Annotated in this window: 15 protein-coding genes; 9 read left to right on the top strand and 6 right to left on the bottom strand. The window is 62.3% G+C overall.

Going from position 1 to position 15,793, the window contains the following annotated elements; genetic code table 11:
* Positions 1-175 precede the first annotated feature (175 nt).
* The 9 genes from KGA81_RS23765 to KGA81_RS23725 all read left to right on the top strand — a co-directional run bounded on the left by KGA81_RS23765 (position 176) and on the right by KGA81_RS23725 (position 12,713).
* Positions 176-1,135 (top strand): AAA family ATPase, encoded by a 960-nt coding sequence (locus tag KGA81_RS23765; RefSeq protein ID WP_108215854.1) that lies wholly within the window; start codon positions 176-178, stop codon positions 1,133-1,135.
* 5 nt (positions 1,136-1,140) lie between these two features.
* Positions 1,141-2,085, top strand: coding sequence for a DUF58 domain-containing protein (locus KGA81_RS23760; protein ID WP_223549102.1), 945 nt, complete (start codon positions 1,141-1,143; stop codon positions 2,083-2,085).
* A complete protein-coding gene (locus KGA81_RS23755; RefSeq protein ID WP_223549047.1) occupies positions 2,082-2,576 on the top strand; it encodes a DUF4381 domain-containing protein in 495 nt (164 codons plus the stop codon). Before KGA81_RS23760 ends, KGA81_RS23755 begins: the two co-directional genes overlap by 4 nt.
* Positions 2,569-3,651, top strand: a complete 1,083-nt coding sequence (locus KGA81_RS23750; RefSeq protein ID WP_223549045.1) for a vWA domain-containing protein — start codon at positions 2,569-2,571, stop codon at positions 3,649-3,651. The genes KGA81_RS23755 and KGA81_RS23750 overlap by 8 nt, the downstream gene beginning before the upstream one ends.
* Positions 3,648-5,375: a VWA domain-containing protein gene (locus KGA81_RS23745; protein ID WP_223549043.1), complete on the top strand. Its 1,728-nt coding sequence runs from the start codon at positions 3,648-3,650 to the stop codon at positions 5,373-5,375. The genes KGA81_RS23750 and KGA81_RS23745 overlap by 4 nt, the downstream gene beginning before the upstream one ends.
* Positions 5,372-7,021, top strand: a complete 1,650-nt coding sequence (locus tag KGA81_RS23740) for a BatD family protein (RefSeq protein WP_223549041.1) — start codon at positions 5,372-5,374, stop codon at positions 7,019-7,021. Before KGA81_RS23745 ends, KGA81_RS23740 begins: the two co-directional genes overlap by 4 nt.
* A gap of 216 nt (positions 7,022-7,237) precedes the next feature.
* The gene (locus KGA81_RS23735; protein WP_223549040.1) at positions 7,238-8,482 is read left to right on the top strand and encodes an exonuclease SbcCD subunit D C-terminal domain-containing protein; all 1,245 of its coding nucleotides are present in this window, start codon (positions 7,238-7,240) and stop codon (positions 8,480-8,482) included.
* A complete protein-coding gene (locus tag KGA81_RS23730; protein ID WP_223549037.1) occupies positions 8,479-12,120 on the top strand; it encodes an AAA family ATPase in 3,642 nt (1,213 codons plus the stop codon). Before KGA81_RS23735 ends, KGA81_RS23730 begins: the two co-directional genes overlap by 4 nt.
* Positions 12,117-12,713 carry a glutathione S-transferase gene (locus KGA81_RS23725; protein WP_223549035.1) on the top strand — a complete coding sequence of 199 codons (597 nt, stop codon included), beginning with the start codon at positions 12,117-12,119 and terminating at the stop codon, positions 12,711-12,713. The genes KGA81_RS23730 and KGA81_RS23725 overlap by 4 nt, the downstream gene beginning before the upstream one ends.
* 230 nt (positions 12,714-12,943) lie before the next feature.
* On the opposite strand, the gene KGA81_RS23720 is transcribed toward KGA81_RS23725, so the two are convergent.
* From KGA81_RS23720 to KGA81_RS23700, 6 genes are all read right to left on the bottom strand, one after another.
* Entirely contained in the window at positions 12,944-13,201 is a 258-nt protein-coding gene (locus KGA81_RS23720; RefSeq protein WP_108215863.1) for a hypothetical protein, read from the bottom strand.
* Complete coding sequence (locus KGA81_RS23715; protein ID WP_223549033.1) at positions 13,198-13,410, bottom strand: hypothetical protein; 213 nt, start codon at positions 13,408-13,410, stop codon at positions 13,198-13,200. The genes KGA81_RS23720 and KGA81_RS23715 overlap by 4 nt, the downstream gene beginning before the upstream one ends.
* 115 nt (positions 13,411-13,525) lie before the next feature.
* A complete protein-coding gene (locus KGA81_RS30025) occupies positions 13,526-13,651 on the bottom strand; it encodes a hypothetical protein (RefSeq protein WP_263293444.1) in 126 nt (41 codons plus the stop codon).
* A 204-nt stretch (positions 13,652-13,855) separates the two neighbouring features.
* Complete coding sequence (locus KGA81_RS23710) at positions 13,856-14,035, bottom strand: hypothetical protein (RefSeq protein ID WP_150758164.1); 180 nt, start codon at positions 14,033-14,035, stop codon at positions 13,856-13,858.
* A gap of 156 nt (positions 14,036-14,191) precedes the next feature.
* Entirely contained in the window at positions 14,192-15,361 is a 1,170-nt protein-coding gene (locus KGA81_RS23705; RefSeq protein ID WP_223549031.1) for a lactonase family protein, read from the bottom strand.
* On the bottom strand, positions 15,354-15,692 hold the full coding sequence (locus KGA81_RS23700; protein ID WP_223549028.1) for a DUF5629 family protein: 339 nt from the start codon (positions 15,690-15,692) through the stop codon (positions 15,354-15,356). The genes KGA81_RS23705 and KGA81_RS23700 overlap by 8 nt, the downstream gene beginning before the upstream one ends.
* Between the last annotated feature and the right edge of the window lie 101 nt (positions 15,693-15,793).

Here is a 15,793-nt window from a genome sequence, read left to right as displayed (position 1 = left end):
AGTAAACCCACCACATTACTGAAATGGCACGAACCGCCAACAATTTCACCCATCATTTCCCGCACTTTGCGCAAAATGCCGTTAGTCGCCGCCCCCCACGATGGATTAAAGTAACGCCCCCAGCCCTGGCGTACTTCGAACGTCCTCGGCGACCCTTTTGCAGGAACAGTCATCGATGGAACATCGTGAAGCGCTACTCGCGCTGCGAACCTTTCTTTCAACGCAGATTCTCGGCCAGGAAAAACTCATCGAGCGCTTGCTCATCGCCCTGCTCGCCGACGGCCACATGCTGGTCGAGGGCGCCCCTGGCCTGGCCAAGACCAAGGCCATCAAAGAACTCGCCGAAGGCATCGAAGCCCAGTTCCACCGTATCCAGTTCACCCCTGACCTGTTGCCGGCCGACATTACCGGTACGGAAATCTACCGCCCGGAAACCGGCAGCTTCGTGTTCCAGCAAGGCCCGATTTTCCACAACCTGGTACTGGCGGACGAAATCAACCGCGCCCCGGCCAAGGTTCAGTCGGCCTTGCTCGAAGCCATGGGCGAGCGGCAAGTCAGTGTCGGGCGCAGCACCTATGAACTGTCGCCCTTGTTTTTGGTGATGGCCACGCAGAACCCTATCGAGCAGGAAGGCACCTACCCGCTGCCCGAAGCCCAGCTCGACCGCTTCCTGATGCACGTGAAGATCGGTTTCCCGGACGCGACGGTTGAACGCAAGATTCTGCAACAGGCCCGTGGCGAAGCCCTCAACGGTGAAGCCAAGCCTGAGCGTCGGGTTACCCAACAGACGATCTTCGCCGCACGCAAGGAAATCCTCGGCCTGTACATGGCCGACGCCGTGGAGGAGTACCTGGTGCAACTGGTCATGGCCACCCGCACCCCGGCCAAGTTCGACCCGGAAATGGCCGAGTGGATCGCCTACGGCGCCAGCCCGCGCGGTTCGATTGCCCTGGACCGCTGCGCCCGTGCCCACGCCTGGCTGGCCGGGCGCGACTTCGTCAGCCCGGAAGACATACAGGCCGTGCTGTTCGACGTGCTGCGCCATCGCATCATTCTTTCCTTTGAAGCCGAAGCCGCTGGCATCGACCAGGACCGGGTGGTCCAGCGGATTCTCGACGTCGTAGCCGTCGCTTGACCCCGATGAAAGCCAGCCTGCCGCCCGAGCCGGGCATACGTGTCAGCCTCGCCGACCTGATCGAGATGCGCCATCGCGTGCGCGAAGTGCAGCTGTTTTCCACGCCGAGCCAACGCAGCCCGCTGATCGGCCTGCACCATTCCAAATTGCGCGGCCGTGGCGTGGACTTCGATCAGGTGCGGGTCTATCAGGCCGGCGACGATGTGCGCACCATTGACTGGCGCGTGACCGCACGCACCCAGGAGCCTCACACCAAGCTGTTCCACGAAGAACGCGAGCGGCCGATTTTCATCATGGTCGAACAAAGCCGTCGCCTGTTTTTCGGCTCGGGCCTGATGTTCAAGTCAGTGCTCGCCGCACAGGCCGCGAGCCTGATCGGTTGGGCAGCCCTGGGGCATAACGACCGGGTCGGCGGGCTGGTGTATGGCGACAATCAGCACTACGAAATCAAGCCTCGGCGCAGCAAGCAAAGCCTGCTGCAGCTGCTCAACCGGCTGGTGCGGGTCAATCAGTCGCTCAACAGCGAAAGCGAGCCGGACCGTGATGCCTTTGGTATCGCCCTGCGCCGCGCCCGGGAAGTGTCCCGCCCGGGCAGCCTGGTGATTGTGATTTGCGATGAACGCGCGCTATCGGAAAGCGCCGAGCAACAGCTGAGCCTGTTATCGCGTCATTGCGACCTGTTGCTGCTGCCGGTGTCCGACCCGCTGGATCATGCCCTGCCCGCCGCAGGACTTTTACGTTTCGCCGAGCATGGCGCGCAACTGGAACTCGATACGCTGAATTTCGACCTGCGCCAGACTTACCGGGCCCAGGCCGAAGCACGCATCGCACGCTGGGAGCTGCTCGCGCAGAAACTGCGGGTACTGATGATGCCTTTGAGCACCCAGAGCGAGATGGTCGAACAACTGCGCGAATACCTGAACCCACAGAAACCGGGGAAAGGTCGATGAGCAGCCTTGATCAACTGCAACCCCTGATATCCCCGCCACCGGTGGAATTCTGGCCTCCGGCTCCGGGTTGGTGGTTACTGCTTTTATTGGTGCCACTGATCGGTTTGGGCCTGTGGAAGCTGCGTCGCTTCATTCCGGACAAGCGCCCGGTGGTACGCGCCGAACAGCCGCTGGACCCGGTGCGCCTTGCCGCCCTGGCGGAGCTGGCCTTGATGCCCAAACCCTACGACGGTGCGCCAGCCGGTGCCTGGCTGCAGCAACTCAACGGCTTGCTCAAACGCCTGTGCCGCAACCATTACCCCTACAGCCAGAGCCATACCCTCAACGGCCGCAAATGGCTGGCATTCCTCGACAACCGCTGCCCGGCGGCCGGGCTGACTCGCTGGATGGTGCTTGTGGAGGGCGCCTACAAACCCGAATGCAAGCTCGATGACAAGGCGATCGCCGGCCTGACCCTGGCCGTCGACACATGGATTCGCAAGCATGTTTGAATTTGCCTGGCCGTGGATTTTTGCCCTTCTGCCGCTGCCGTGGCTGATGCGCATCGTATTGCCGGTGGCCGACAGTGGCGAACCGGCGCTCAAGGTCAGCTTCCTGAGCGATCTGGAAGGCCTCGCCGGGCGGCGCGCCCGGGCCAACCTGCCGGCATGGCGCCAACAGGCGCCGTTCATTTTGCTGTGGCTGTTACTGCTGGTCGCGGCGGCGCGCCCGCAGTGGCTCGGCGAACCCTTGCCGATCGCCGCCAGCGGCCGCGATCTGCTGGTGGCGGTGGACGTTTCCGGCTCCATGGATTTCCCTGACATGCAGTGGCAGGACGAAGAGGTGAGTCGACTGTCGTTGGTCCAGCACCTGCTCGGCGACTTCCTGGAAAGTCGCGAAGGTGACCGCGTCGGCCTGATCCTGTTTGGCAGCCGGGCCTACCTGCAGGCACCGCTGACCTTCGACCGCCACACCGTACGCGTGTGGCTCGACGAAGCGCGCATCGGCATTGCCGGCAAAAACACCGCCATCGGCGATGCGATCGGCCTGGCCCTCAAACGCCTGCGTTTGCGTCCGGCAACAAGCCGCGTGCTGATACTGGTCACCGACGGCGCCAACAATGGCGGTGAAATCGATCCGCTCACCGCCGCCCGACTGGCGGCCCAGGAAGGTGTGAAAATCTACCCGATCGGCATCGGTGCCGATCCGGAACAAAGTGGCTCCGTGGGGTTCCTCGGTGTCAATCCGAGCCTGGACCTTGACGAACCCTCCCTCAAGGCAATCGCCGTGGCCACTGGTGGTCAGTACTTCCGTGCCCGCGACGGCAAGGAACTGCAGGCAATCAAGGAAACCCTCGATCAACTGGAGCCCGTGGCCCAGCAACCAACCCAGGCCCGCCCGGCGCAAGCCTTGTATCACTGGCCCCTCGCCCTGGCGCTGTGCCTGAGCATGCTGCTGGTGGTTCCCGTACTCTGGCCGGACAACCCGTTGCAACGCCTGTTTACCAAGGATCTGTATTTGCAAACGCAATTGCTGCCCGACTGGCGCCAGCGCCTCAAACGCCTGCGTCTGCGGAGGCGCCGATGAGTGCGCTGTGGCCCTACTGGTTCCGGCCCTGGTGGCTACTGTCGCTGCCGCTGCTTGGCTGGTTGCTCTGGCAACTCTGGCACCGCAAGAAGCGCGCCGGGCGCTGGCAGATGATCCTGCCGCCGGCCTTTCATGCGGCGCTGCTCAGCGGTGGCAGTGGTCGCGACAGCAAACTGCCCTGGGTCGCGCTCGGCGTGGCGTGGCTGTTGACCGTGCTCGCTTTGTTGGGCCCGGGTTGGGAACGCGTCGAGCAAACCAGCCAGAAACCCGCGGACCCGTTGGTGGTGGTTCTTGAACTGACCCCGGAAATGCTCGCCACCGACGTCACGCCCAATCGGCTGGAGCAGGCCCGGCGCAAGCTGTTCGACCTGCTGCAGGCCCGCAGCGACGCGCAAACCGCCATAGTCGTCTACGCCGGCAGTGCCCACACGCTGGTCCCGCTGTCAGATGATCTTTCCACCAGCCGCAACCTGTTGGATGCACTGAAACCGTCGTTGATGCCCGAGCCCGGTCATCGTGCCGATCTGGCAGTGCTCAAGGCCCTGGCGCTGCTCGAACAAGCTGCTTTGGGCGACGGTCGGATCCTGCTGGTCGGTTCGTCCCTGACCGAACCAGAGCGGCTGGGCATCCGTCGCGCGCTGAACGGCAAATCGACTCAATTCCTGATGCTCGGCATCGGCACCGCCGAAGGCTCACCGATCACCCAGGAGGACGGCAGCTTCCTCAAGGATGAACAAGGCGCCATTCTCGTGCCGCGCCTCGACGAGCCTGGCTTGAAAGGTTTTGCCAACGATCTGGATGGACGCTTTCGCCAGGCGCGCCTGGACGATAGCGACCTGCACGCCCTTGGCCTGCTCGACGGTCCGCGCAATTTGCGCAACGACGGTCAGACCTTGCGCCTCGATACCTGGGCCGACCAGGGTTACTGGCTGCTGTTGCCACTGCTGCTGCTCGCGGCCTGCGCAGGACGCCGTGGCTGGTTGCTGTGCCTGCCACTGCTATTGGCGCTACCGCAACCAGGTTACGCCTTCGACCTCGCAGACCTGTGGCTGCGTCCTGATCAACAAGGCGTGCAATTGCTCAAGCACAAGCGTCCGGCCGAGGCCGCCCGGCGCTTCGAAGACCATCAGTGGCAAGGCGTGGCGCTCTATGAAGCCGCAGACTACGCCGGCGCCGCCGAGCGGTTTGCCGAGGGCAACGATGCCCATGCCCACTACAATCGGGGCAATGCCCTGGCCAAGAGTGGTCAGCTGGAGGCAGCCCTGGACGCTTACGAGCAGGCACTGGAACGTCAACCTGATTTGCGTCCGGCACTGACCAACAAGGCGCTGGTGGAACGTCTGCTCAAGGAGAAAAACACGCCCCCCCCTCCTGAGCCAGACGCAGCCAGCAACGCCCGGCCCGAAGCCGAATCGCCGGAACCACCGCCCGGTGCTGCTGCCCAACCCTCGAGCGGCGACGAAGGGCAACCGCCCAGCCCAGGTGAACGACAACCGTCCACCACACCGCCGAAACCGGGGACCAACGAAGTACCAGGCAGCGAACTGGGTGACGAACAACACACGACACCACCCTTGCGCCAGGCCACCGACAGCCTCGAAGGTGAACAGCGCCAGGCACTGGAGCAGTGGCTGCGGCAGATTCCGGATGACCCTGGTGAACTGCTCAGGCGTAAATTCTGGTACGAACAGCAACAACATCAGGATCAGGAAGAAACTCGATGACCCGCTTCACCGTTTTATTGCTCGCGCTGTTGCATGGCCTGTTGTTCTGCACCGCCCAGGCGCAGGCAGGAGAACTGGTCGCCAGTGTGGACCGCAGTCGCCTCAGCTCAGGCGAGACGGTCGAGCTGACCCTGGAATCCACCGACGTCACTCAATTCGGCAAACCCGACCTGGCACCGCTGGAGCCGTTGTTCGAAGTGCGCGGCACACGCCAGGTCAACCAATTGAACACTCTCAGCGGCGAAAACCAGGCCGCCACGCGATGGATCGTCACCCTCTTGCCCCGGCAAAACGGCAGCGTAGTGATTCCGCCACTGCAACTGGGCGAACTGCAGAGCCAGCCGATCACCCTGCAAGTGGTCGAGAGCGAAACACCGGACAACCCGAACAGCCGGGCCCCGGTGTTCATCGATGCCAGCCTCGATCAAACCAGCGTGTACGTACAGGCCCAGGCAGTCCTGACCCTGCGTATCTACCATTCGGTGTCGCTGTACGACGACAGCAGCCTGCCACCCTTGCAGATACCTGATGCGCGCATCGAACAATTGGGCGACTCACGCACCTACGAAAAAGACATCGACGGTCAGCGCCACGGCGTGATCGAAATGCGCTATGCGATTTACCCGCAACACAGCGGCGAACTGATCATTCCGGCACAGGTCTTCAACGCCGCGCTGGTCGATGCACAACCGGCACAGGACGCCACCCAAGGGGCGAAATCCGGCAAGCTGATGCCCGTTACCTCGACCGAACTGCTGTTGACGGTCAAGGCCAAGCCCATCACCTATCCGGCCGATGCGCCCTGGCTGCCTGCGCGCAGCCTGACCCTGAGCGAAAGCTGGAACCCGGAGCCGGATCACGCCCAGGTCGGTGATTCACTGACCCGCAGCCTGACAGTGACGGCCGAAGGCTTGTCCAGCACCCAACTGCCACCGCTGCCCGGCACCGATGTCGGCGGCCTGCGCCGCTACCCGGATCAACCGGTGCTCGGCAACCAGAACAGCGAACGCGGCCTGGTCGGCAGTCGTGAAGACCGAGAAGCCCTGGTGCCGACAAGGACCGGCGCCATCGAACTGCCCACCGTCGACGTGGTCTGGTGGAACACCTTCGAAGACCATCTGGAACGCAGCAGCCTGCCCGCTCGCACGCTGCACGTGGCGGCCAATCCGAGCCTGGTGGTCGACGCCCCCGCCGGCAACTCACCGGTCGATGCCAGTGCCGACAGCGTAGTGCTCTGGCGCTGGAAGCTCAGTACCTTGATCCTGGCCTGCACCACCCTGCTCGGCTTCGGCCTCTGGTGGCGTGGCCGCTGGCAACCGGCGGTGGCACGCGTCGCACAAACCGGCCCGAGCCCGCGCACCGTACTCGACGACCTCAAGCGCGCCTGCCAGGCCAACGACTCCCACGCCACCCGCCAGGCGCTCGACGCCTGGGCCCGCCAACAACCGGAAACCCTGGCCGACATGGCCGCCCGCTTCGTGCCACTGTCCAACGCCCTCGACGGCCTGAACGGCGCTCTGTACAGCGAAACCGGCCAGTACTGGCAAGGTGACGAGTTGTGGCGGGCGATCAAGGCGATTCCAATGGCCGAGCGGGTGCAGGATCCGGTCGGTGAGAGTGGGTTGCCGCCGCTGTATCCGAAGTAACGCCGGACAGAGGATCACGCAAAACCTGTAGGAGCCGGCTTGCCGGCGAAGCTCTGGCAGATATTGTGCAGGCCTGCGGGCCGCCTTCGCTGGCAAGCCAGCTCCTACAGACGCAAAGGCATTCAGCAACCTGTTTTGTTTGCCAGTAAACTCTCTCCCCTTTCGCCGCCTTCATTTTCCCCGCGGCCATTACCTATTTTTGTAGCGGAGTTCGCCTTGCGCTTGTTTCACACCTCCGACTGGCACCTCGGGCAGAACCTGCACGGCCAGGATCGCGATTTCGAACACGGCTGTTTTCTCGACTGGCTGTTGCGCCAGCTGAAACTGGATCAACCGGACGTGCTGTTGATCGCCGGCGATATCTTCGACACGGTCAATCCGCCGGTCAAAGCCCAGGAGCGGCTCTACGACTTCATCGTCAGCGCCCACGAACAGCAGCCGTCGCTGACCATTGTGATGATCGCCGGCAACCACGATTCCGGCTCGCGGATCGAACTGCCCGCGCCGTTGATGCGGCGCTTGCGCACTCATGCGCTCGGTCGTGTGCTGTGGCTGGATGACGGGCAACTGGACGCCGAGCGCCTGTTGCTGCCCTTGCCGGATGCCCGTGGTGAAATCGCCGGCTGGTGCCTGGCGCTGCCATTCCTGCGCCCGGCGGAGGTCACTGGCGCGCACTTGGGTGACAACTATTTGCGCGGGATCGGACAGGTGCACGAGTGGCTGATCGAAGCGGCCAACGCCAAGCGCCAGCCGGGTCAGGCACTGATTGCCATCAGCCACGCGCACATGGCCGGCGGTTCGGTATCGGAAGACTCCGAGCGCAGCCTGATCATCGGCAATGCCGAAGCCCTGCCCGCCAGCCTGTTCGGGCCGAGCATCAGTTATGTCGCCCTCGGCCACTTGCACAAGCCGCAGAAGGTCAACGGCGAGGAGCGTATCCGCTACAGCGGCTCGCCGATTCCGCTGTCGTTCTCCGAGATCAGCTATCAGCACCAGATTCTCGACATCACGCTCGACGGCGAGGCCCTGGTCAGCGTCGAACCGAAACTGATCCCCCGTGCAGTCAACCTGCAACGCATCGGCCCGGCGCCATTGAGCGAGATCCTGCTGCAACTGGCGGACCTGCCGAACATCGACCTGTTGGCCGAGATCCAGCGTCAGCCATGGCTGGAGGTGCGGGTGCGCCTGGACGAGCCGCAGCCCGACCTGCGCAATCAAGTGGAAAACGCCCTGCAAGGCAAGGCCGTGCGCCTGGTGCGCATCGCCGCCGAGTACGCCGGCAACGGCGGTCGTGACGGTGCCGACGAAGGCAGCACGCTGATCGAACTGGATCAACTCACGCCTCAGGAACTGTTCAGCCGCGCTTGGCAGGATAATTACGGCAGCGAGGTCGACGCGCAGACCCTCAAGGACTTTGCCGAGCTGTTGCAGGACGTGCAGATGGAGAGCGAACAGTCATGAAAATTCTCGCGATCCGCCTGAAAAACCTTGCCTCCCTGGCTGGGCCGTTTGAAATCGACTTCACCGCCGAACCCCTGGCCAGTGCCGGACTGTTCGCCATCACCGGTCCCACCGGTGCCGGCAAAAGCACCCTGCTCGATGCGTTGTGCCTGGCGTTGTTCGGCGCCGTACCGCGCCTGCACAACACCGGACGCGATGCCAAGGTGCCGGACGCCGACGGAGAAATCGCGACAGGTGACCCGCGGACCCTGTTACGTCGCGGCACCGGTGAAGGTTACGCGGAAGTGGATTTCGTCGGTGTCGACGGCCGTCGTTACCGCGCCCGCTGGGAAGCCAATCGCGCCCGGGACAAGGCCGCCGGCAAGCTGCAGGCCAGCCGCCAGAGCTTGCGCGACATCGATCAGGATCAATTGCTCGCCAGCCAGAAAGGCGAATACAAGGCTCAGCTCGAAGCCGCGCTGGGCCTGAATTTCGAACAGTTCACCCGCGCGGTGATGTTGGCGCAAAGCGAGTTCAGCGCGTTCCTCAAGGCCGATGACAACGACCGCAGCGAACTGCTGGAAAAACTCACCGACACGGCGCTCTACACCCGCCTCGGTCGTCGCGCTTTCGACAAGACCAAGGAGGCCCGCGAGGCGCACAAGCTGCTGCAGGATCAGGCCAGCGGGGTGACGCCGCTGTCACCCGAAGCCCGCGCGGAACTGGATGAGCGCTTCAACGAAGCGCAGCAGCAACTCAAGACCCGACAGGCGCAGCTCAAACAGCTTGAACTGCAGGACACCTGGCTCAAGGACCTGCGTCGCTTGCAGGACGAACATCTGGCTGCCAGCGAACAACTGCAATCGGCACAGACCCACTGGGAGGCCCTGGCCAGTGAGCGCTTGAGGCTCACCCGCCTCGAACAGCTGGCCCCGCAACGGCACCAGTTCGCCCGTAAGGCCGAGGTCGACGCGCTGCTGACACCCTTGGCGGCGCACATTGCCTTGCAGACGCAGCAGCATGGCGAACTCGGCGAGCGTCAGACGCAGCTTGAGCAACAGCTTGGCGCCGCCCGGATCGCATTGAACGAAGCGCAACAACGGCAAACCGCCAGTGCGCCGTTACTGCGCCAGGCCTTCGAGGCGCAAAGCACCCTCGCCCGCCTCGCCAAAGACACCGCCCTCAGTGCCGAGGCAAAGCAAAATGCCGAGCAGGCCTGCAGCCAGGGCCAGAGCACGATTCAGACCTTGCTCGATCAGCAAGTCCGTGGCGCCGGGGACTTGCAGCGCATTGCCACCGAGCTGGAACAAAGCGCTCATCTGGCACCGTTGAGCGATGCCTGGAATGCCTATCGCGATCGCCTGCAACAGTTGATGTTGATCGGTAACCGGTTGAATCGGGGCCAGGCCGAACTGGCCAGCCTCGAGCAAAACGCTGCGAGCGCCGAACAAACGCTGACCGCGCAGAAGCAGCAACTGGAGGTGCTGTTCAAGGAGGCCGGTGCCGAGCCGGATGCCGTCGCCGAGCAGATCGGCATTCTGGGCAGCCTGTTGCAGGACAACCGCAAGCAACTGCGTGCCGTCGAAGACCTGGCGCGCCTGTGGGCCAGCCAGCAGGACCTGGACCAGCGCAGTGCCGAGCTGCAACAACGCCAGCTCACCGCGCAGCAGGAACGTGAACGCCTGACCCAGGACGGGGTCAAGGCCAAGGTTGATCTGAGCGTTGCCGAACAGACTCTCAACGTCACGCGCGAACTGCTGGAGCGTCAGCGTCTGGCGCGCAGTGCCAGTGTCGAAGAGCTGCGCGCGCAGTTGCAGGACGACCAGCCATGCCCCGTGTGCGGCAGCAACGAGCATCCCTATCATCAGCCCGAAGCCCTGCTGCAGAGCCTCGGCCGTTTCGATGAAAGCGAACAGGCCAACGCGCAGAAGGCCGTCGACCTGCTCAAGGAAAAGCTCACCGACCTGCGTGCCGAAGTCGGCGGGCTGATCGCCCAGCAAAAGGAACTGCTGCAACAGCAGGAACAACTGGCGACCCAGCAGCAAGCCCTTGCCCCAAGTCTGGAAGCGCATCCGCTGGCTGCCCAACTGCTGAATCAGGATGCCCTCAAACGCGACGCCTGGCTCACCCAGCAGAACAGCCAGCTCAACCAGAGCATCAGCCAGGACGAGCAACGACAAAACGCGTTGCTCACCCTGCAACAGGATGCGGCACGCCTGACCCAACAACTGCGTCATGCCGAAACCGCGCACCAGCAAGCGGCCCAGCAACTGAGCAATCAACAGCGCGAACTGGGTAACGACCGCCAGCGCCTGGACGAAGAACTCGGTGCATTCGCCAACCTGCTGCCAGCCGAGACCCTGCAAGCGCTGCGCGTCGAACCGGCCGCGACCTTCATGCAACTCGACCGGCAGATCGCCGAGCGCCTGGCGCAACTCGAGCAACAAAAGGAAGAACTGGCCGAGCAGCAACAACGCCAGCAAAACCTGGAGAAGGAACAGGATCGCCAGCAAAGCCGCGTGCAGCAATTGCAGGCCGCCGAACAGCAGTTCACCGGGCTGGCCGAGCAGCAACAGGCGAGCCTGCAAACGCTCGGGCAACTACTCGGCGAACACAGCAGCGCAGAAGATTGGCAGCAGCAACTGGAACAGGCCGTGGAACAGGCGCGTAGCGCCGAAACCGGTACCGCGCAGACGTTGCAAAGTGTCCTCACGCAGTCAGTGCAAATCGCCGCCGAGCTCAAGGCCCAGCAAGAACGCTTGCACGCACTGGAAGCTGAAGAACGTGAGCTCGCCGGCAAGATCGGCGACTGGCGTGCCCGCCATCCCGAGCTGGATGACGCTGGCCTCGAAGACCTGCTGCGGGTTGACGACACTCAGGTCAGCGAACTGCGCCAGCGCTTGCAGCACAGTGAAAAAGCCATCGAGCAAGCCCGCGTCCTGGTGCAGGAGCGCGACAAGCGCCTGCTCGATCATCAGGCGCAACACAACGGCAACCTCGATGCCGAGCAATTGGCTAGCGCATTGGATGATCTGCAAACCCTGGCCAACACCAGCGAACAACACTGCGCCGAACTGCGCGCCGAACAGGCCGAGGACCAGCGCCGGCAAAACGCCAATCAGGCCCTGGCGCAGCAGATTGCCGACGCCTACAGCGAGTACCAGCGTTGGGCACGCTTGAATGCGTTGATCGGCTCCGCCACCGGCGATACCTTCCGCAAGATCGCCCAGGCCTACAACCTCGACCTGCTGGTGCATCACGCCAACGTGCAATTGCGCCAACTGGTGCGCCGCTATCGCCTCAAGCGCGGCGGCAGCATGCTCGGCTTGCTGGTGATGGACACCGAAATGGGCGACGAACTGCGTTCGGTGCATTCGCTGTCCGGTGGCGAGACTTTCCTGGTCTCGCTGGCGCTGGCCCTTGGTCTGGCATCGATGGCGTCGAGCACGCTGAAAATCGAATCGTTGTTCATCGACGAAGGCTTCGGCAGCCTCGATCCGGAATCCCTGCAACTGGCCATGGACGCCCTTGACGGCTTGCAGGCTCAGGGCCGCAAGGTCGCGGTGATTTCCCACGTGCAGGAAATGCATGAACGGATTCCCGTGCAGATTCAGGTCCAGCGCCAGGGCAACGGTCTGAGCACCCTGGAGGTGAAATGAACACGTTGTATTCCTTCCGCCGCTGCCCGTACGCCATGCGCGCGCGCATGGCCCTGCGTTATGCGGGAGTGGCCGTGGACATCGTCGAAGTCAGCCTGAAGGCCAAGCCCGCCGAAATGCTCGAGCTGTCGGGCAAAGGCACGGTGCCAGTACTGAACGCCGATGGCCGGGTGATCGACGAAAGCCTCGACATCATGCGCTGGGCCCTGGCACAGAACGATCCGCAGGACTGGTTGCTCAAGGATGATCCTGGCGCAGCGGCGCAAATCACCCCGCTGATCGAACAGAACGATCAGGTGTTCAAGGTGCACCTGAATCGCTACAAGTACGCCGAGCGTTATCCCGAACAGCCGATGGAGGTTTATCGCGGCGAAGGCGAAGTATTTCTGCAAAGGCTGGAGGCATTGCTGGAAGGACGCGATTACTTGCTGGCCAACCATCCAAGCCTGGCCGACGTAGCGTTGATGCCCTTTGTGCGCCAGTTCGCCCACGTCGACCGCGACTGGTTCGCGCAGACGCCGTATCGACGGTTGCAGGACTGGTTGCAGCGGTTTCTGGAGTCGGATTTGTTTACCGGTGTGATGCGCAAGTAAGCCACCGCACACTGTGGCGAGGGAGCTTGCCCTAATGCCAGTCAGTTAAGGAGCAAAACCTGTGGGAGCGAGCTTGCTCGCGATAGCGGACTGTCAGGTAACGCAGGTGTTGACTATGCGATCGTCATCGCGAGCAAGCTCGCTCCCACAGGGGTGCGGTGTTCGAAGCGTTAACTGATCGGCATTAGGGCAAGCCCCTCGCCACAAAAGGCCATCATCGACAGCAGAATTCAGGCCAACACCTCACACATCCCGATCGCCGAGCAATCCACCTGGAACGGCCCGAACACCACCCCTTCTGTCCTGACCGGCGGATTGCCGGTCAGCATGCCTTGGGCACTGGCGTTTTCGATGTTGCGGGCAATGTTGTGGTTGGCTTCGATGGTCCGTGCCACCGAGCCTGCCGAGCCCTGGCCGATCCCCAACAGGGAGGATCCGTTGGTCATGAACGCCAGGAAGGCGATGACCCAGAGTCTGTGCCCTTTCATGCGCCGACGACTCCCGCGAATTCAGCCTGATCGACGCTCGCGTTTTGCGCACGGTGTTCAAACTGGATACCGGGATGAGCGACCTGAATCGGTGCTTCGAAGGTGGATTGCGCCTGCGGCGAAAGGCTGACCAGCAGCACCATGGCGAGGTAAAGACCGATCGCTATATAGGCGCCGTGTTTGGCAGAAGTGAGAATTGCGCTGGCCATGATGTTCTCCGCAGGCATGTTTCAATGCCCACAGAATCGATCAAAAAAGCCTGGGTAACCACTCAGGGTTATCCATAGTGACCATCAGCTTCATTGATCATTAAGCCAGTCTATTTCAGTCTTCAAGAAAACTTATCAAGCGCTCGCGGGCAGCATCCGGCTCACCCGGAACAGGCTCAGCTGCCGACAGAATGGGGGTGGAATAGAGAAAAAGAACAACCAATGCCAGACGCGTCACCATGCTGCCGATCCTTGCCGTGAGGAGGAGTCAAAAAATCAGCGTCAATTTAAACGCATGGCCATATGATATCAAGCGCGACATTGATGGCAATTTGATGCTGTCGCAGATGCGTTATGCAGGAGCGACATCACTCTGATCGTTTTCGACACAAGTGTCTTCGGTCATCAGTGACTTCGCTCCTGCATAAAGGCAGGGGGTGAACGCTCAGGCCTGGGTTTTGTGATCCAGTGCGGCGTAGAAGTTGGCGCTCTGTTGCAGGTACTTCTGGGTGTAGCTCTGGGTGTGGGCTCTTTTGTCGCTGATTTCAACGTTGGCACTGGCTGGCAGCGCAACGGTGGCAGAAATGGCGGAAGCGGCGATGACAGAGAAGATGTTGAAGTTCATGGCGGTATTCCTCGGATTCAGTTGGCTTGCTTGCCCGGTGGGGCCGTGAAGCAAACTTAACCTTCGAGGGTTCGTGCCTTGAAATGCTTTGTAGCAGTACCAGATATCAGCGCCATTGATAAAAGCAGGCAGGCCCCATCTACCGGGGCCTGCGGCCTATTGACGCAGCAGAAACCTGAGGTCGCTCGGGGCGTCCATCGGCAGTTTTTGCACGGTCTTGCCCAGCAGACCAGTCCTGGCATCGCGTTCGACGACGACAATCTGGTTGCTCTTCTGGTTGGCGATCAACAGGAATTTGCCGCTCGGATCGAGACTGAATTCCCGCGGATGATCGCCCTCCACTGTTCGGCGTTGCAGTTCACGGAGGTGGCCTGTCGCCGGATCAATGGCAAACACCAACAGTTGATTGGCCGTGCCACGGTTGCTGACGTAGAGGAACCTGCCGTCAGCCGAGGCATGCAACGCCGCCGCAGCCTTGCCTGAAACCGGTTGCCCGGCAGCCAGATCGACCATCTGCGTCTGTTCGAGTCGGCCGTCGTGGTAATCGAACACTGCCACTTGCGCGCTCATTTCCATGGTCAGCCAGGCGTGTTTGCCGTCAGCGCTGAACAGCAGATGACGTGGTCCGCTACCGGGCGGCAGCTGCACGAATGCCGGGGTGGCCGGAGTCAATGGCAGTTCGGGGTTGGCCTTGGGGTCGAAGCGGTAGGCAAACACCTTGTCGGCACCAAGATCGATTGCGAACACGTATTGGCCATCCGGTGACGGAATGGCCGAATGCACGTGGGCCGAGGCCTGGCGCTCGGGATTGACCCGGCTCGCCGGGTGGCTGCTCATCTGTACCACCGGCTTGAGCTTGCCATCGGCCGTCACCGGCATCACCGCGAGGGTGCCGCCCGGGTCTTCGGCCACCGAGTAATTGCTGACGAACAGATGGCTGCCATCGACGCTGAGGCTGGAATGGGTCGGCTCATTGCCCAGGCTTTGTACCTGGCTGATCAGGCTCAGCGCATGGCTCTTGGGATTGATGGCGTAACTGCTGACGCGCCCGACCGGATCAGTCTGGCCCGGGCCGTTTTCGTTGACCACGAACAGGTGTCGCTGGTCCTTCGACAGAGTCAGCCACGACGGGTTTTCGCTGTTGATCACTTGCAGGGGCCGGGCATCGATCTGCCCGGTACGGCTGTCGAACGCCAGGCCGTAGATGCCCTGGCTTTGACCGGCGGTGTAGGAGCCCACCAGCAGTTGATAGTCCTCGGCGTTTGCGACCTGGACGCCCATGGCGCCGATGCTGCCGGCCATCAACAGTGGCCAGAGGTTACGCATCGCCCTGGTCATCATCTTCGTTGTCACCGCTGACGACATCGCCAACGCACACCAAACGGTGTTCACCCGAGTCACCGGTGATCAACCAGCTTTGCAGCGAGGTGTCGAAGCTCGCGGCCTGGATCTGTGCCGGGGTGAACTCCCAGTGCAGTGCCTTTCGACCGTCCATGCATTCGATATGCAGGTTATCGTCTTCGTCCAAGGAAAACTCGAAGGCATGATAACCATCGATTTCCACCATTCCGCAGTGTTCGAGGGCAGTGAGCAAGGTGTCGGTTGGGGAATTCATGGCAATCAGTCTTTGAATGGGAAAGACGCAATGATAGCTCATGCACCACCTCCCCTGTAGGAGCTGGCTTGCCAGCGAATGCGGTTATTCAGCCGACAAACAAGTCGCCTGACACACCGCTTTCGCTGGCAAGCCCGCGCCTA

The organism is Pseudomonas sp. A-B-19 (assembly GCF_019947515.1).
In the GTDB taxonomy this organism is placed as follows: Bacteria; Pseudomonadota; Gammaproteobacteria; order Pseudomonadales; family Pseudomonadaceae; genus Aquipseudomonas.
Note: the sequence above shows the minus strand (reverse complement) of the source record. Positions and strands in the feature narration are given on the sequence as shown.